We start from the raw sequence: 15,802 nt of genomic DNA, 5'->3' as shown, positions 1-15,802 counted from the left end.
GTTGAACGGGAGCCGCCATGGCCGACACATCCTTTGACGTCATCATCATCGGCTCCGGCCCCGGCGGGTACGTGACCGCGATCCGCGCCGCGCAGCTCGGCTTCAAGACCGCGATCGTCGAAAAATCCTATCTTGGCGGCATCTGCCTGAATTGGGGCTGCATCCCGACCAAGGCGCTGCTGCGCTCCGCCGAAATCTATCACTACATGCAGCACGCCAAGGATTACGGGCTGTCGGCCGACAACGTCTCGTTCGATCCGAAGGCGGTGGTGCAGCGCTCGCGCGGGGTCTCGAAGCGGCTCAACGACGGCGTCGGCTTCCTGATGAAGAAGAACAAGGTCACCGTGATCTGGGGCGATGCCACGATCGACGCGCCCGGCAAGGTCACGGTGAAGAAGTCGGCGGTCGAGGCGCCGAAGGGCGCGAGCGGCGAGGGCACCTACCAAGCCAAGCATATCATCATCGCGACCGGCGCGCGGCCGCGTGTGCTGCCCGGGCTCGAGCCCGACAAGAAGCTGATCTGGACCTATTTCGAGGCGATGGTGCCGGAGCGGATGCCGAAATCGCTGCTGGTGGTCGGCTCTGGAGCGATCGGCATCGAGTTCGCCTCGTTCTTCCACACCATGGGCTCCGAGGTCACCGTGGTCGAGGTGCTGCCGCAGATCCTGCCCGTCGAGGACGCCGAGATAGCCGGTCTCGCGCGAAAACGGTTCGAGAAGATGGGCATCAAGATCATGTCCTCGACCAAGGTGACCAAGCTGGAGAAGAAGGCCGACAGCGTGGTCGCGACCATCGACGACGGCAAGGGCCAGCCGCAGGCCAAGGAGTTCGAGCGCGTGATCTCGGCGGTCGGCGTGGTCGGCAATATCGAGAATCTCGGGCTGGAGAAGCTCGGCGTCAAAACCGACCGCGGCTGCATCGTGATCGACGGTCTCGGCAAGACCAACGTCCCCGGCATCTACGCCATCGGCGACGTCGCGGGACCGCCGATGCTTGCGCACAAGGCCGAGCATGAAGGCGTGATCTGCATCGAGGCGATCAAGGGCCTCCATCCGCATCCGATGGACAAGCTGCTGATCCCGGGCTGCACCTACTGCAACCCGCAGGTCGCCTCCGTCGGCCTCACCGAAGCCAAGGCCAAGGAAGGCGGCCGCGAGATCCGCGTCGGCCGCTTCCCGTTCGTCGGCAACGGCAAGGCGATCGCGCTCGGCGAGGACCAGGGCCTCGTGAAGGTGGTGTTCGACAAGAAAACCGGCCAGCTGCTCGGCGCGCACATGATCGGCGCCGAGGTCACCGAGCTGATCCAGGGATACGTGGTGGCGATGAATCTAGAAACAACGGAAGAGGAGCTGATGCACACCGTGTTCCCGCATCCGACCCTGTCGGAGATGATGAAGGAAGCGGTGCTCGACGCCTACGGGCGGGTGCTGAATATCTGACGTTTGGAGCGCAGAAGGCCGCGTGCCCGTAGCAGTCCTGTCATCCTGAGGTGCGAGCGGAGCGAGCCTCGAAGGATGCACGGCCGAGATAAGCAGCAGGGCTCGTCGCCCTTCGAGGGCCGCTAGGAAGCGACCACCTCAGGGTGACAGGCCTGATATGAGTGAATCCAAGAACAAGAAAGAGCGAATCTCGTGAAAGACAACGACAACCTCACCATCGAACGCCCGACCTTCGTGACCCATCTCGAATGCGCGATGGAGGGCGATCATTATGCGGCCGATCAGGTGCACAACCTCTCGAAGGCCGGCAAGCCGCTGTTGGTGCGCTACGATCTCGCCGGGGTGAAGAAGGCGCTGACCAGGGACGCGCTGGCCGAGCGCCCGGCCGATTTGTGGCGCTACCGCGAGCTGTTGCCGGTGCGCAAGTGCAAGGACATCGTCAGTCTCGGCGAGGTCACGACGCCGCTGATCCGGCTGCCGAAGCTCGGCGCCAAGCTTGGCGGCGGCGAGATCATCGTCAAGGACGAGGGGCGGTTGCCGACCGGCTCGTTCAAGGCGCGCGGCCTCGTGATGGCGGTGTCGATGGGCAAGGCGCTCGGCATCAAGCACATGGCGATGCCGACCAACGGCAATGCCGGCGCGGCGCTCGCGGCCTACGCGACCTCCTGCGGCATCAAGACCACGATCTTCTGCCCTGCGGATACGCCGGAAGTGAATGTCAGCGAAATCGAACTGCAGGGCGCGACCGTCTATCGCGTCAACGGCTACATCGACGACTGCGGCAAGATCGTCGGCGAGGGAAAAGCAAAAGTCGGCTGGTTCGATACCTCGACCCTGAAGGAGCCGTACCGGATCGAGGGCAAGAAGACGATGGGCCTCGAACTCGCCGAGCAGCTCGGCTGGGACGTGCCCGATGTGATCTTCTATCCGACCGGCGGCGGCACCGGCCTGATCGGCATGTGGAAGGCGTTCGACGAGCTGGAGAAGATCGGCTTCATCGGTTCGAAGCGGCCGCGGATGGTCGCGGTGCAGGCCTCCGGCTGTGCGCCGATGGTGCGCGCCTATGAGGCCGGCACCGAGCATGCCGCGCGCTGGGAGGATGCTCACACCATCGCCTCCGGCATCCGCGTGCCGCAGGCGGTCGGCGACTTTCTCATCTTGCGCGCGGTGCGCGAGAGCAGGGGATTTGCGATCGCGGTCGATGACGACAAGATTACCTCAGCCCTCAACGAGGTCGCGCGCGAGGAGGGGCTGCTGTTGTGCCCCGAGGGGGCTGCGACCTATGCGGCCTACAAGCAGAGCCTGGCCGACGGCCGTGTCACCAAGGCCGACCGCGTGATGCTGTTCAATTGCGCCAGCGGTCTGAAATACCCGCTTCCGCCGGTGACCCGCGCGCTCGACAGGCACAAGCCGATCGACTTCTCGCAGTTTTGACGCCTCATCCGAAGGGCCATCTTGTCGAAAGGTGGCCCTTCAAAAATGATACGACAAGGAAGATTGAGGGGAGCGCGTGATGCGGAAGCTCGTTCTGGCCGTGCTGGCGATGTTGGCGTTCACGGGGAGCGTTTCGGCTGAAACGTGGCCCGCGCACCCGATCACCATCGTCGTGCCGTTCGCCGCCGGCGGTCCGTCGGATGCGATGGCGCGCATCCTCGCCGAGCGCATGAAGCAGTCGCTCGGCGAAGTGGTTCTGATCGAGAACGTGACCGGCGCGGGCGGCTCGCTCGGCGTCGGCCGTGCGGTTCGCGCGGCCCCTGACGGCTATACCGTCTCGTTCGGTCATCTCGGCACCCATGTCGCGAACGGCGCGATCTACAAGCTCGGCTACGATCTCGTCGATGATCTCGAGCCGGTGGTGCTGCTGCCGAGCAATCCAATGATCATCGTCAGCAAGAACGCCGTGCCGGCGAAGTCGCTGAAGGAGCTGCTCGAGTGGCTGAAGTCGCGGCCGGCGCCGCCGACCGCGGGCACCGCCGGCGCCGGCAGCGGCAGCCACATCGCCGGGCTGTATTTCGAGAACGTCTCCGGCATCAAGCTGCAATACGTGCCCTATCGGGGCACCGGGCCGGCGCTGAACGACCTGGTCGCCGGCCAGATCGATATCATCGTCGACCAGACCTCGAACTCGATCAATCAGGTCCGCGCCGGCAACATTCGCGCTTATGCGGTCACCGATTCCAGGCGGGTCGCGAACGCGCCTGAGGTTCCGACTGTCGACGAGGCCGGCCTGCCCGGCTTCCACATGACGCTGTGGTCGGGCCTATGGGTGCCGAAGGGCACGCCGAAGGAGATCGTGGACAAGCTCAACATCGCGGCGATCCAGGCGATGAACGATCCGGCCGTGAAGAAGCAGCTTGAAAATCTCGGCTTGCAGATGCCGCCAAAGGACCAGCTCAAGCCGGACGCACTCGGCGCCTGGCAGAAGGCGGAGATCGCAAAATGGTGGCCGATGATCAAGGCCGCGAATGTGAAGGTGGAGTGAACGCTAGAGCGTGATCCGGAAAAGTGTGAAGCGGTTTTCCGAAAAGATCATGCTTAGGCAAGGGGCTAAAGCGCGATGACGATTCAACTCAATCTCATCGCGCTTTAGTGCTGCAGGGCGGGCTGGCGAAGCGCAACCCGCCATTTGGGCCGCACACGCAAACGGCGGGTTACGCCTGCGGCTAACCCGCCCGACGATCTACTGTGAGGTCGCCGGAGCCGCATTGCTCTCCTGGGTCACGACGCGCTCACCGTTCTTGGCCGCCAGCGCCGTGCCGGCGTCCTCGAACCGCGCCTGATAGACGGCGAAATTCTCCATCACGCGCTGCACGTAGTTGCGCGTCTCCGAGATCGGAATCCGCTCCACCCAGTCGACCGGATCGACCTTGGGATCGCGCGGGTCGCCATAGGCCTTGATCCAGTCGCGGACGCGGCCGCGGCCGGCGTTGTAGCCGGCAAACGTCATGATGTGGCAGCCGCGATATTCCGCCAGCAGCGCGCTCAGTTCGGCAGCCCCCATCTGGGTGTTGTAGACCGGATCGGAAACCATCCGGCTCCAGTCATAGCCGACGCCGAAACGCTTGGCGGTATCGCGGCCGGCCTCGGGCGTCACCTGCATCAGGCCGACGGCATTGGCCGCCGACTTGTCGCGCTGGTCGAACGCGCTTTCGGTGCGCGCGATCGAGTAGGTCATGCTGCGCCCGATATCGGGGGCGATCGGGGTGTGCTTGGGAATCCCGATGACGGGGAAGGCGTAATGGTCGAACGCAAAGCCCCGCGCGAGCGCAATCTTGCCGATCTGCAGCATGGCGCGGGCATCGTTATGGCGGCCGGTGAGCTCGCCGAGCGCCTCGAGCATCCCGACATCTGCGCTTTCCTCGGCGAGGTCGGCAGCGAAATAAAGCACGATGTCGGGCTCGCCGATCGCATAGAGCATGTCGGCGGCACGCACGCGCTCGTCGGCCGCCATGCTGCCGGCGCTGGCCGCCGGCGTGGGGGCGCGCAGCTCGATCCCGTCACGGCCGAGCCTGGCGAGCGCGAGCTGCCCGTAATAGGCGGTCGGGTAGCGCGCGGCGGCCTGGTAGTCGGCCCGCATCGCGACAGTGTTGCCGAGTGCCTCGGCGGCGCGGCCGCGCCAATAGCCGGCGCGCGCCAGCACGGTCGGGTTGGTCTGGCCTTCGTCGATGTGGGCGAAATGCGCCGCCGCGGTCCTGGCATCGTCGAGATAGCGCAGTGCGATCCAGCCGCGCATGAAGTGCATGTCGGAGCGGTAATAGGGATTGTCCGGCGGCACTGCGCCGCGGATGACGTCATAGGCCGCCTGATACTCCCCCTGGTCGAGCAGCTTGCGGGAGAGGATGCGGCGCTCGCGCCACCATTGATCAGTGTCCTGCTGCGCCATCGTCTCGGGCGCCGCCACAATCGTCACGCGCGCCGCATCGTCGATCCGGTTTTTCGCGAGCAGCCACTGGATGCGGCACAGCGTGTAGCCGAGGTCGCTGCGGGCATCCGCCGGCACGTCGTTGAGCGCATCTTCCGCCTTGCTGGATTGCCCGCGGACCGCGCCACAAGCCTTCACGATGGCCAGCTCGTCGCTGCCGAGGTGCTGTGCCGCGCGCCTGGCGCCGGCGAGATCCTTGGCGCCGATCCGCTTGTCCATGCGCGCGCGATGATCGTCGCGCGTCAACAGATCCTTGAATGCGTCGTAGGCGTCACTCTCGGTTCGGTCCAGCAATTCTTCCGAGCGCCAGGCTTCGCGCACCAGCCGCGCCGCGCCATCGCGATCGCCTTCAGCGAGTAGCGTGCGGGCGAGGGCGAACTTGCCTTTGGCGCTGATCGGCTGATCGAGCGTGAAGCCGTGCACCGTGGCCGGGTCGCTGCGCTCCTGCCAGATCCGCGCTTCCGCCCGCTTGCGGAGCAGGGTGACACTTGGCCAATCCGGGTTGGCCGTGACGAATGCCGCATAGCGGCTGAATGGCGCATTCGACTCGGAATGGCGCAGCAGATACCACTCGACGAGCTTCCTCCCGACGGGATCAGAGATCTTTGCTTGAATATCGGTGGCGTCGTTGGTCTTGCCCCGGCGCGCCGCGGCGATCGCGTCCCTGACCGCGGCGAGATCGCCCGACAATTGCGGCCCGGCGGGTTTCTCCGGAGTGGGCGCCTTCGCGGCCTCAGCGGATTTGGACGGAGCGGATTTGGCTTTCGCGGATTTGCGCTTGTCGGCGCCGTGTCGGGCATGCCGGCGCTTGCCGGAGGCGTTTTCGCGCGCAGACTTCGTGCCGGCCTTGGTGCCATGCGCCTTCTTGTCGCCGTCGCCGCTTTTGGCCTGGTGCTGGTGATGTGGTTTAGCAACTGCCTGAACGGGAAGCAGCGCAAGCGCGGCGGCGGTGGCGAAACACGCCAGCGGACGTAGGCACCGGTTCATTCCCTGGTCCCCCCTGAGAAACCACGAGGCACAAACAGAACGCGTCATACGGCGGCACAACCGCCGCAGGTTATCACTACCCTCGATTCTCGAGTGTTAATGCTGGCGCAACTCAACAGGGAAAACGCGGCGAAATATGGAATACGGCCGGTGGAACCCGCGGGAACCGAGGATTTTGCGGGCATTTTGGGCGGGCTGAGGCTCCCGTTTGACCGGTCCCGGCGGCGATATATATCCTCGTTGAAACGTGCGGCGGGGCGCCCTCATGTCCGATCAACTCAAAACCATCCTGGATGGCGGCCGCTATTTCGAGGGCCCGCGCTGGCATCGCGGGCGGCTCTGGTTCGTCGACTGCATGGCGCGGACGCTGCTCAGCATCAGCCCGTCAGGTGAACGCCACGAGCATGCGGCGGTGAGCGACGACACGCCGTGCGGTCTCGGCGTGCTGCCCGATGGCGACATCGTCGTGCTGACGATGTTCAGAAAGCGGTTGCTGCGATTTTCCGGCGGCACGCTGTCGCTGTATTCCGATCTCTCCGCGGTTGCGACCGGCACGATCGACGACATGATCGTCGACGGGCAGGGGCGCGCCTATGTAGGCGATCTCGGCTTCAATCTGCCCCCGCCGGAAGGCCGCGGCGCGGTTGGCCGCATCATCCTCGTGATGCCCGACGGCAGCGCCCGCGTCGTCGCCGACGGCTTGCGCTTCCCGAACGGCATTGCCGTTTCCTCCGATCACCGCCGGCTCGTCGTGGCGGAAATGGATGGTGCGGGTCTTGCCGATTACGACATCGCGCCGGACGGCGGCCTCAGCCTTCGCCGGCGGTTCGGGCGCGTCAATGAACCCGACGGCATCTGCCTCGATGCCGATGGTGCAGTCTGGGTCGCGTCGTTCACCGAAGACGCGTTTGTCCGGATCGATCGCAATGGTGTGGAGCGTGCGCGGATCGCGGTCCCCGGCCGCCGCGCGCTCGCCTGTGCACTCGGCGGCGCGGACCGCAGGACGCTGTTCTGCCTGAGCGCGGAGACGTCGTACGAGGAGCTGCGGAAGGGCCAATCGGCGTCGCGGATCGACGGGGTCGAGGTCGCTACGCCGGGCGACGGCTATCCCTAGCCGGAGCGGGACTTTTTCTTCTTTTTCTTCTCTTTCTTCTTCAGGATCTCGGCCTGGCTCCTGAAGGCGTGCGCGAGGGAGCGCATCTGGTTGGCGACAAATGCGTCGGCCGTCGCCGATGCGACCCGCTCCGCGGTCTGGGCCTGTTTGCGAATTGCCTTGGCCATCTTCATGAAAGGGGCAAGCGCGCCACGCCGATCTGGTTCCCGCGGCAGCGTCCGCATCGTGGGGTCTTGAATTTTGTTCTTGTTTCGTTCATATTCGGTGCTCCTGGAGAATGCCGCCATGGACGCCGAGCGAGACCGCGAAATTATCAGGCTCTGGAATGAGCTCCGCCGGTTGCAGCGCGAGGGACGGCCGACCGCGTCGCTGATCCGCCGGATCGAGAAGGCATTGGCGGAACGGGAGCAGGAGGCCGCCTGACCCTAAGCTGCTTCCCCGCGAGGCAGGTTTAGCGACCGCCGTCCGGCCCCATCACCAGGTTCGGCAGCCAGGTCGAGATCTCCGGGAAGAAGCACAGCATCAGTACGGCGAACATCATCAGCAGCACGAAGGGCAGCGTGCCCCAGATCACCTCGCTCAAGGGGATGTCGGGCGCGACGTTGCGGATGACGAAGATGTTGAGGCCGACCGGCGGGTGGATCAGGCCCATCTCCATCACGATGGTCATGACGACGCCGAACCAGATGATGTCGAACTCGGCTGCGCGCAACGGCGGCAGGATGATCGGCGCGGTCATCAGTATGATCGAGACCGGCGGCAAGAAGAAGCCGAGCACGATCACCATCACCAGGATCGCAAACAGCAACTCCCAGCGCGGCAGGTGCATCGCGACGATCGCCTCCGCCGCCGACTGCGAGATGTGCAGATAGCTCATCACGTAGGAATAGAGCAGCGACATGCCGATGATCAGCATCAGCATGGTCGACTCGCGGATGGTCGATTTCAGGATCGGCGACAGATCGCTAGGCTTCCACACGCTGTAGATCACGGCGATCAGCCCGAGCGCCAGCAGGCCGCCGAGGCCTGCGGTTTCCGACGGCGTGGCGTAGCCGCCGTAGAGCGCGATCATCACGCCGGTCAAGAGCAGCACGAACGGGATCACGCGCGGCAGCGCGCTGAAGCGCTCGGCCATCGTGAACTCGTCGCGCTGCAGGATCGCGGCGTCCTTGCCGGTCGCCTCATAGGCGGCCTTGGCCATCGCGTATTCCTTGCGGAAGCGGAACACGGCGTAGAGGCCGAACAGCGACACCAGCAGCAGCCCGGGACCGATGCCGGCGAGGAACAGCCGGCCGAGCGATTTCTCGGCTGCGACCGCGAACAGAATCATCGTGATCGAGGGCGGCAGCAGGATGCCGAGCGTGCCGCCGGCGGCGATGATCCCCGCGGCGAAGCCGCCGGAATAACCGCGCTTGCGCATCTCCGGGATGCCGGCCGAACCGATCGCCGAGCAGGTCGCGGGCGAGGAGCCGGCCATCGCCGCGAACAGCGCGCAGGCGAACACGTTGGCGACGCCGAGGCCGCCGGGCACGCGGTGCAGCCAGGCATGCAGCGCCGAGTAGAGATCTTGGCCGGCGCGCGATTTGCCGATCGCCGCCCCCTTCAGGATGAACAGCGGGATCGACAGCAGCGTAATCGAGGCCATCTCCTCGTAGACGTTCTGCGTCACCGTATCGAGCGAGGCCGCCGGCATGTAGATCGCCATGAAGACGACCGCGACCGCACCCAGCGCGAATGCGATCGGCATGCCGGAGAACATCGCAAACAGGGTGGCAAGCCCATAGGAGATGCCAATACCAAACACGGTCATCGGCGCGGGCCACCGGTCAGCGGAATGAGGATCTGCAAAAGGAGCTGGATGCAGAGCAGCGTCATGCCGAGCGCCATCAGCCCATAAGGAATCGCGAGCGGCGGCGACCACATCGAATTGGACACCTGGCCGTCGACATAGGCCTCGTGCGCCAGGGTCCACGACTTCCAGGCGAAGAAGGTGCAGAACGCGAAGCTCGCGACATCGACCAGCCACAGCCTGATGCCGTTGACGCGGGTCGAGAGCAGGCCGACGAACGCCTCGATGCTGACGTGGCCGCGCTGGCTCTGCACATAGGCCGAGGTCATGAAGGTGGCGCCGACCAGCAGGAACACGGCCGCCTCGTCCTGCCAGTAGTTGGGGCTGTGGAACAGGGCGCGGCCAAGCACGCTGTAACTCAGGATCACGCAGGCCGCGATCAAGGCGAGCGCGGCGAACACCACAATGACCTTGTTGCAGACGGACAGCGCGCGCCCGAGCAGCGCCACGGGTGTATTGCCCGCGGCGATGCCTGGGGTTTCGGCCTGATCCGCGACCGGACCATGCATCATGCTGCGACGTCGCTTGCGAGCTTCAACAGATTGGCCGCGGTCGCAGTCTTGGCGCCGTAGTCCTTCCAGGCGGTGTCGCGCGCGATGTCGCGCCACTTGCCGACAACGGCGGCATCGAGCGCGCTGACCTTGGCGCCGGCCTTCTCATAGACCTTGGCGACTTCGGCATCGTCGTCCTGCGCGCCCTTGCGGCCGAACGCCTCGAGCTCGGCGCCGACAGCGAGGATGATGTCCTGCTGGTTCTTCGGCAGCTTGTCGAAAATCGCCTTCGACATCATCAGCGGCTCCAGCATGAACCAGTAGGAGGCGCCGGCACCCGAGGTCAGCGACTTCGCGACTTCCTCGAGACGGAACGAGATCAGGCTGGTGGAGGAGGTGATGCCGGCATCGCAGGCACCGGTCTGCATCGCGGCGTAGATCTCGTTTGAAGGCACCGACAGCACGGCGGCGCCGGCAGTCTGCAGCACCATGTCCATCTCGCGCGAGCCGCCGCGCACCTTGAGGCCCTTGGCGTCTTCGGGCGCCACGATCGCCTTGGAGCGGCTGGCGACGCCGCCGGCCTGCCAAACCCAGGAGATCAAGAGAATGCCCTTGTCGGCCAGGAAGTCGCTGAGCGCCTTGCCGACCGGCTCCTTCTTCCAGCGCAGGCCCTGGTCGTAGGTTGTGACCAGGCCGGGCATCAGGCCGATGTTGGTCTCCGGCAACTCGCCGCCGGCATAGGGCATCGGATAGAGGCTGAGATCGAGCGCGCCCTTGCGCATCGCCGAGAACTGCGCGTTGGTCTTGATCAGCGAGGAGTTCGGATAGACCTCGGCGGTGAGGTCGCCGCCCGAGCGCTTGGCGACCTCGGCCGCGAACATCCGGCACAGCCTGTCGCGGAAGTCGCCCTTGTCGATCGTACCGCCGGGGAACTGATGCGAGATCTTCAGCGTGGTCGCGGCATGCGCGGTCCCGATGCCCATCCGTAAGGCTGCGGGCGCGGCGAGGGCGGAAGCGAGGACGTGGCGGCGTGTGAGCATGGTTCTTCCCCTGAAGAGCTTCTTGAGTGGCTATTAGGCCGGCGCAATGCTTTAGCTTAGCCGGTCTTCGCGTGAAACTTCTCTAGTCTGATAGTTCGAGGCGCCCTGTTAGTGCGGGCCCTGGCGGTCGCAAGTCTTGTCATTTAGGCCCTGCCGTTGCTGCGGCGCACACTGCGCCGACGCAGCGTCGTGGTTCGGAGCTCAGGCTATGAGCGACGGGCGTACGCGCCGGCATGCTTCAAGAATTTGTTATTGAAGGTAACAACCGGCGGCGCAAGTGCGTCGAGGAGAGAGCGGCAAGTCGTCGCGCTCACATTTGACCACAAGGGATCATCATCATGACCATCAAGACCCGCCTCGGCGTTTCCGCCGCGCTGCTCTCGTTCAGCCTCGCGCTGGCGCCCGCCGCCTTCGCTCAGGACAAGATGGGCAAGGACGACGCGATGAAGAAGCAAGACACGATGTCGAAGGATGCCATGAAGAAGGACGATGGCATGATGAAGAAGGACGACGCCATGAAGAAGGACGGCGGCGCGATGATGAAGAAAGACGACGGCATGAAGAAGAACTGACCGCCGCCACCGCTCATCCTTCACAGGCCCGCCGTCGCGGCGGGCCTGATTGCGCCTTAGCGCTTCTTCTTGCCGCGCTCCTTGCGCGCCGCGTAGCGCGCGTCGCGCTTGGCCTTCTGCTCGGCCTCCAGCGCAATCAGTCTTGCGGCTTCCTCTTCCTTCTCCCGTGCGATCCGGGCGGCCTCGGCTGCGGCGGCCTCTTCCTCGCGGCGCTTCTGCTCGGCCTTCTCCGTCTCACGGGCTTCCTTGGCCTTGGCACGGCGCTCGGCGATCGCCGCGCGCTCTTCGGCACGGGCCTTCACAGCGGGATCGTCAGCTCCCGGCTGAGCGCGAAACTTGTTGAGGAGGTTTTGCCGCGCCTGCAGGGCCGCCTTTTGGCGGTCGGCAAAACCCGGTTCCTTGAAGCCACTCATAGAGGAAGCCTTGCTGCTTTCTGTTCGGTGATGGATGGGGTTCGGTTCGGCGCTTCAATAAGTGAACGGCGCGGAAATTGCCAGTGGCGAACGGAGTGTTGTGGAGCAAGGGAGATATGAGCGCACAGCAAATGGCGGACGGCGGTGATCGTGCCCGCCTGGCCGCCGGCGTGGTGAGTGGTTGGTCACCGGGCCTGTGGACAAGGCCTAGCCGCGCTGGAATTGCTCGTGCCGGCCGTTGCCCAAGACCTTTGTGCCGAGCACCTTGGCGACCGTCTCGGCGGTCATTGCACTCCGGTCCGAGGCGCGCTGGGCCTCCAGCCTGTCGCGCGCCTTTTCGGCAATCAGCAGGCTGATCAGCTGCAGCCGGCTGGTCTCGTCGACAGCCTCCGAGAGTAGCTGCCTGTAACGCTGGTAATCGTAGCTCGCTTCGTGTTCGCTCACTGGCACGCCCCGCACACGCGCTCCACTTCAGCGAGCAGTTTTTCGCGAGTCGCGGGAGCCTGCAACGGATTTGCAGGGCGGATGGCTGCCGGCGCGCATTTCGTTGTGCGACTGTTGCAGAATTGATCGCACGCAACCGTGCAAACGGTCATGATGCGGGCGATGGCAAAAGGGAACCGAAGCGGCCATGAGCGAATCCGAAGACGGAGGCAATCGCCGCGGAGCGCTGATCGGACTGCTGGTCGCAGTGGTCATGCTCGCCGTCGGCCTTTGGCTTGCGCATGACCTGACGGCGGCGAGCAAGATGCAGGACTGTCTGATGTCGGGCCGGACCAACTGTAATGTGATCGAGCCGGCGCGCTGACCCTGCCTTGCGGCAGTGCAATATCGTTCCCACATCGATCCGAAAGACTCGGGCTGAACTGTTTGGTCCCGGTTGTGATTCCGGTCACACGCGGACAGGCGGGCTGCCTCAACTCCCAGAGATCGGCGGGAACCAAGGCCATGATGTCCAAGCTGTGGTCCGGAACGGGCGCAGCGCTGGCTGCCGCAGGCGCGGCAGGTGGCGTTTTGGTAGCGTATCTATCCCTGACGCTGGCCTCGCCAGAGCCGGTGTCGAGCGCGGCGCTCGGGCCGGCGTGGCAATGCAGCCGGGTGGCTTTCGTGTTGACCACCTGCACGCGGGCGGGCGACGATGAACAGGAGGCCAAGGCCGAGCGCGAGGTCAAGAGCGGGGGCGAGGTCAAGGCGATCTCGGTGCGTGCCAAGGACGATTGTCCGCCGGAACCCTAAGTTTCTTGTTTCTGGGGTATCGTCTTCACGTCGCCGGCTCGCTTCGCGCGAGAGCACTCCGGCCGGCGGCTTTATTTCAAACTATTTCTTGGTGACGCCACGGGGCTTGATGGAGAGGCCAAGGCGCATCGCCATCTTCTTGATTCGCTCCGGCGAACGACCGGTCGCCTTCACAACCTCCTCCAGTGACTTGGAGGACCGTGCCAATTCCATCAGTCGTCGGTCCTCCTTGAACGACCACCGCGGCTTTCGGGCCATCTTGTTGATATCCTTGCGCTGCTGGGCAACAAAGCCGCCAGGCGGGGTCGCCTGACGGCCTTGCCGGTGTGGGCCCGGACCTTGGGGAAATGTCCGGTGGATAAGCAATACTGCTTCCGGAGAGGGTCGCAATTGAAACCGAAATTTAACCTAACCTATCAAGGTTACCTGCAATGTTAGTTGGATAGAGCGTGGCAGGAGGCCTTATGCGCAAGGTCGCCATTTTGAGTGCCGCAGCATTTTTACTGTCAGGTTGCTGGTCCGACCCGGAGGTCACGGGATCGACCAACAGCTGCGCGGCCAATCTTTACAGTCAGTACAATCCCAAGGTCATGGATCAGTGCGTCAACGCCTGCATCAAATGTGACCACGGCAACGTCACGACCTGCACGACCTCCTGTACGTTGAAGGGCGCGCGGTAATCGATCCGCGCCCCACCGACGCGAATAGGGCCTGGCGGTCGCATGCGTTCGCGTAGCCTCGCGATATTGGGGCGTCTTGCGCCGCGTGATGAACGCCGTTATCGCGTCTGGTCAGCGGCGCTATCGCCGAGCCGGAAACCAGGTGCGTGGAACAGAGCGCGATGAGCGGGCCTTCCTATGTCGCGGTCGATTGGGGCACCAGCAGCTTCCGGCTCTGGCTGATGGGCGCCGGCGGAGAGGTGTTCGGCGAACGCCGCAGTGACGAGGGCATGACCGCGGCTGCCAGGGCCGGCTTTGCGTCCGTGCTGCAATCGCATCTCGACGCGCTGGGCGCTGCGGCCGATCTGCCGGTCGTGATCTGCGGCATGGCCGGCGCGCGGCAGGGCTGGGTCGAGGCCGGCTATGTCGACACGCCGGCGCATCTCGCCGATATCCTAAAAAGCGCGGTCGTGGTCGGCGGACAGCCGCGCGATATCCGCATCCTGCCCGGGATTGCGCAGCGCGATGCTGCGGCCCCCGATGTGATGCGTGGCGAGGAAACCCAGTTGCTAGGCGCGCTCGGCCTGAATGCGCCGGGTGAGGCCCTCGTTTGCATGCCGGGAACCCATTCCAAATGGGTGCGCCTGCGCGGTGGAACGGTCGAGCGCTTTGCGACCTTCATGACAGGCGAGTTGTTCAGCGTGGTTGCGCGCGACACCATTCTGTCGCACGCCATCGCCGGAGCGGACGAGGCCGTTGACGCCGATGCGTTCCGCTCGGCCGTCGTCGCGGCGTTCGCGGCGCCGGCGCTGTCGGCCAATTTGCTGTTTCGGGTGCGATCCCGGCAGTTGCTGTTCGGCGGCAGCACGCAGGCGGCGCGTGAGACGATCTCGGGCACGTTGATCGGTGGCGAGTTGGCGGCCGGCCTTGCGGAGCGGGAGCGCGCAACACCGGTGACGCTGATTGCATCGGGGCGCCTGCAACGGCTCTATCAGATCGCGCTCGAAGGCCTTTCGATTCCGCTCAACCTAATGGATGCGGAGGAGGCGGTTCGCCGCGGCCTCGCCGGCGCCGCGGCGGCGATCTGGAACAATTGAGGGATCAACGCATGAGCATTCCGTTTCCTCCGATGAAGCGTCCGCTGGTCGCGATCCTGCGCGGCGTCAAACCGGATGAGGCCCTGGGCATCGTGAGCGCGCTGCTCGAGGCTGATATGACCGCGATCGAGATTCCGCTGAACTCGCCCGAGCCGTTCCGTTCGATCGAGATCGCGGCGAAGCGGGCGCCTGCTGACGTCCTGATCGGCGCCGGTACGGTGCTGACCCCGGGAGATGTCGACCGTCTCCATGATGTCGGCGGGCGCCTGGTGGTGTCGCCGAACGTCGATGTCGACGTGCTGGCCCGCGCCCGGCACCACGCGATGATCACGATGCCCGGCGTGTTCTCGCCGACGGAAGCGCTGCTCGCCGCACGCGCGGGCGCCTCGAGCCTGAAATTCTTTCCGGCAAGCGTGCTCGGCGCTTCCGGCATCTCGGCGATCCGCGCCGTGCTGCCGCCGGATGTGACGCTCGCGGCCGTCGGCGGCGTCTCGGACCAGAACTTCGCGGAGTATGTGAAGGTGGGCATTCGCGCCTTCGGTCTCGGCAGCAGCCTCTACAAGCCGGGCATGACGGCCGCGGATGTCGCCATCCGGGCAAAGGTGACAATCGAGGCGTATGACAGGGCCGTGCAAAGCGCGAGCTAGGCCCGGTCGGAATTCTTGACCGCGGTCTAATCGTCGCGCTTGCCGCCGTCGATCACCCTGAACAGCGGCGCCGCCTCCCGAGGATTCTCGAGCAGCTCTTCGACCATGGCGATCGCGGCCGCAACGTATTTCCCGGTCGCGGCGTCCAGTGGCCGTTCGGCTTCGTCCGCCAGCGCGAGCTTGGCGCCTTCGAGCAGTTTGCGGGTGCGGACCGCGGACTCGTCGCCGGAGGTCAGGGCGGCGCGCGCGATCGATCGCAGCACGAACATCTCACCTTCCAGCCGCAGCAGGCGGTCGTTCAGCTTGCTCAGCACAGTATTCAGATTCCGCATGTCG

At 65.0% G+C, this 15,802-nt stretch carries 19 protein-coding genes and 1 pseudogene; 11 read left to right on the top strand and 9 right to left on the bottom strand.

Going from position 1 to position 15,802, the window contains the following annotated elements; all coding sequences use genetic code 11:
• Nucleotides 1-17: 17 nt before the first annotated feature.
• The 3 genes from lpdA (at nucleotide 18) to AKN83_RS19715 (ending at nucleotide 3,921) form a co-directional block, all read left to right on the top strand.
• Nucleotides 18-1,439 (top strand): dihydrolipoyl dehydrogenase, encoded by a 1,422-nt coding sequence (gene lpdA / locus AKN83_RS19725; protein WP_050402480.1) that lies wholly within the window; start codon nucleotides 18-20, stop codon nucleotides 1,437-1,439.
• Nucleotides 1,440-1,631: 192 nt separating this feature from the next.
• Entirely contained in the window at nucleotides 1,632-2,873 is a 1,242-nt protein-coding gene (locus AKN83_RS19720; protein ID WP_050402481.1) for a threonine synthase, read from the top strand.
• Nucleotides 2,874-2,952: 79 nt separating this feature from the next.
• On the top strand, nucleotides 2,953-3,921 hold the full coding sequence (locus AKN83_RS19715) for a tripartite tricarboxylate transporter substrate binding protein BugD (protein ID WP_050402482.1): 969 nt from the start codon (nucleotides 2,953-2,955) through the stop codon (nucleotides 3,919-3,921).
• A 198-nt stretch (nucleotides 3,922-4,119) separates the two neighbouring features.
• Here the strand turns inward: AKN83_RS19715 and AKN83_RS19710 are convergent, their stop codons facing one another.
• On the bottom strand, nucleotides 4,120-6,348 hold the full coding sequence (locus AKN83_RS19710; RefSeq protein ID WP_050402483.1) for a lytic transglycosylase domain-containing protein: 2,229 nt from the start codon (nucleotides 6,346-6,348) through the stop codon (nucleotides 4,120-4,122).
• A gap of 265 nt (nucleotides 6,349-6,613) precedes the next feature.
• Between AKN83_RS19710 and AKN83_RS19705 the strand changes: the two genes are divergently transcribed.
• Nucleotides 6,614-7,462, top strand: coding sequence for an SMP-30/gluconolactonase/LRE family protein (locus AKN83_RS19705; protein WP_050402484.1), 849 nt, complete (start codon nucleotides 6,614-6,616; stop codon nucleotides 7,460-7,462).
• Here the strand turns inward: AKN83_RS19705 and AKN83_RS19700 are convergent.
• Nucleotides 7,459-7,749 carry a hypothetical protein gene (locus AKN83_RS19700; RefSeq protein WP_063695435.1) on the bottom strand — a complete coding sequence of 97 codons (291 nt, stop codon included), beginning with the start codon at nucleotides 7,747-7,749 and terminating at the stop codon, nucleotides 7,459-7,461. The two genes, AKN83_RS19705 and AKN83_RS19700, sit on opposite strands and share 4 nt — an antisense overlap.
• On the opposite strand from AKN83_RS19700, the gene AKN83_RS39775 reads away from it, so the two are divergent.
• Nucleotides 7,748-7,885 carry a hypothetical protein gene (locus AKN83_RS39775; protein ID WP_157113473.1) on the top strand — a complete coding sequence of 46 codons (138 nt, stop codon included), beginning with the start codon at nucleotides 7,748-7,750 and terminating at the stop codon, nucleotides 7,883-7,885. The genes AKN83_RS19700 and AKN83_RS39775 overlap by 2 nt on opposite strands.
• Before the next feature lie 28 nt (nucleotides 7,886-7,913).
• On the opposite strand, the gene AKN83_RS19695 is transcribed toward AKN83_RS39775, so the two are convergent.
• Genes AKN83_RS19695 through AKN83_RS19685 form a run of 3 tightly spaced genes read right to left on the bottom strand, consistent with a single transcriptional unit; the run spans nucleotide 7,914 to nucleotide 10,842 of the window.
• Nucleotides 7,914-9,272, bottom strand: coding sequence for a TRAP transporter large permease (locus AKN83_RS19695; RefSeq protein WP_050402485.1), 1,359 nt, complete (start codon nucleotides 9,270-9,272; stop codon nucleotides 7,914-7,916).
• Nucleotides 9,269-9,823 carry a TRAP transporter small permease gene (locus tag AKN83_RS19690; RefSeq protein WP_172803582.1) on the bottom strand — a complete coding sequence of 185 codons (555 nt, stop codon included), beginning with the start codon at nucleotides 9,821-9,823 and terminating at the stop codon, nucleotides 9,269-9,271. The genes AKN83_RS19695 and AKN83_RS19690 overlap by 4 nt, the downstream gene beginning before the upstream one ends.
• Nucleotides 9,820-10,842 (bottom strand): TRAP transporter substrate-binding protein, encoded by a 1,023-nt coding sequence (locus AKN83_RS19685; RefSeq protein ID WP_050402486.1) that lies wholly within the window; start codon nucleotides 10,840-10,842, stop codon nucleotides 9,820-9,822. The genes AKN83_RS19690 and AKN83_RS19685 overlap by 4 nt, the downstream gene beginning before the upstream one ends.
• 338 nt (nucleotides 10,843-11,180) lie before the next feature.
• Here AKN83_RS19685 and AKN83_RS19680 point away from each other — a divergent pair, with 338 nt between their 5' ends.
• Nucleotides 11,181-11,414 carry a pentapeptide MXKDX repeat protein gene (locus AKN83_RS19680; RefSeq protein ID WP_050402487.1) on the top strand — a complete coding sequence of 78 codons (234 nt, stop codon included), beginning with the start codon at nucleotides 11,181-11,183 and terminating at the stop codon, nucleotides 11,412-11,414.
• A 56-nt stretch (nucleotides 11,415-11,470) separates the two neighbouring features.
• On the opposite strand, the gene AKN83_RS19675 is transcribed toward AKN83_RS19680, so the two are convergent.
• Both AKN83_RS19675 and AKN83_RS19670 read right to left on the bottom strand, forming a co-directional pair.
• A complete protein-coding gene (locus AKN83_RS19675; RefSeq protein ID WP_050402488.1) occupies nucleotides 11,471-11,827 on the bottom strand; it encodes a DUF6481 family protein in 357 nt (118 codons plus the stop codon).
• A 207-nt stretch (nucleotides 11,828-12,034) separates the two neighbouring features.
• Nucleotides 12,035-12,271, bottom strand: a complete 237-nt coding sequence (locus AKN83_RS19670) for a hypothetical protein (RefSeq protein WP_050402489.1) — start codon at nucleotides 12,269-12,271, stop codon at nucleotides 12,035-12,037.
• Between the two features lie 122 nt (nucleotides 12,272-12,393).
• On the opposite strand from AKN83_RS19670, the pseudogene AKN83_RS40605 reads away from it, so the two are divergent.
• Together AKN83_RS40605 and AKN83_RS19665 are read left to right on the top strand one after the other, a co-directional pair.
• Nucleotides 12,394-12,635: pseudogene (locus AKN83_RS40605) on the top strand (hypothetical protein).
• Nucleotides 12,636-12,775: 140 nt separating this feature from the next.
• Entirely contained in the window at nucleotides 12,776-13,063 is a 288-nt protein-coding gene (locus tag AKN83_RS19665; protein ID WP_050402490.1) for a hypothetical protein, read from the top strand.
• 81 nt (nucleotides 13,064-13,144) lie between these two features.
• Here AKN83_RS19665 and AKN83_RS40600 read toward each other — a convergent pair whose 3' ends face one another.
• Complete coding sequence (locus tag AKN83_RS40600; RefSeq protein WP_172803581.1) at nucleotides 13,145-13,321, bottom strand: hypothetical protein; 177 nt, start codon at nucleotides 13,319-13,321, stop codon at nucleotides 13,145-13,147.
• Between the two features lie 206 nt (nucleotides 13,322-13,527).
• Between AKN83_RS40600 and AKN83_RS38405 the strand changes: the two genes are divergently transcribed.
• From AKN83_RS38405 to AKN83_RS19650, 3 genes are all read left to right on the top strand, one after another.
• Nucleotides 13,528-13,743, top strand: coding sequence for a hypothetical protein (locus tag AKN83_RS38405; RefSeq protein ID WP_050402491.1), 216 nt, complete (start codon nucleotides 13,528-13,530; stop codon nucleotides 13,741-13,743).
• Nucleotides 13,744-13,904: 161 nt separating this feature from the next.
• Entirely contained in the window at nucleotides 13,905-14,819 is a 915-nt protein-coding gene (locus tag AKN83_RS19655; RefSeq protein ID WP_050402492.1) for a 2-dehydro-3-deoxygalactonokinase, read from the top strand.
• An 11-nt stretch (nucleotides 14,820-14,830) separates the two neighbouring features.
• Complete coding sequence (locus AKN83_RS19650; RefSeq protein ID WP_050402493.1) at nucleotides 14,831-15,466, top strand: 2-dehydro-3-deoxy-6-phosphogalactonate aldolase; 636 nt, start codon at nucleotides 14,831-14,833, stop codon at nucleotides 15,464-15,466.
• 26 nt (nucleotides 15,467-15,492) lie between these two features.
• On the opposite strand, the gene AKN83_RS19645 is transcribed toward AKN83_RS19650, so the two are convergent.
• Nucleotides 15,493-15,798 (bottom strand): hypothetical protein, encoded by a 306-nt coding sequence (locus tag AKN83_RS19645; RefSeq protein WP_050402494.1) that lies wholly within the window; start codon nucleotides 15,796-15,798, stop codon nucleotides 15,493-15,495.
• Nucleotides 15,799-15,802: the final 4 nt, after the last annotated feature.

It is taken from the genome of Bradyrhizobium embrapense (assembly GCF_001189235.2).
Taxonomy (GTDB): Bacteria; Pseudomonadota; Alphaproteobacteria; order Rhizobiales; family Xanthobacteraceae; genus Bradyrhizobium; species Bradyrhizobium embrapense.
The sequence above is the reverse complement of the archived record's forward strand: the minus strand, read 5'-3'. Positions and strand labels throughout refer to the sequence as shown.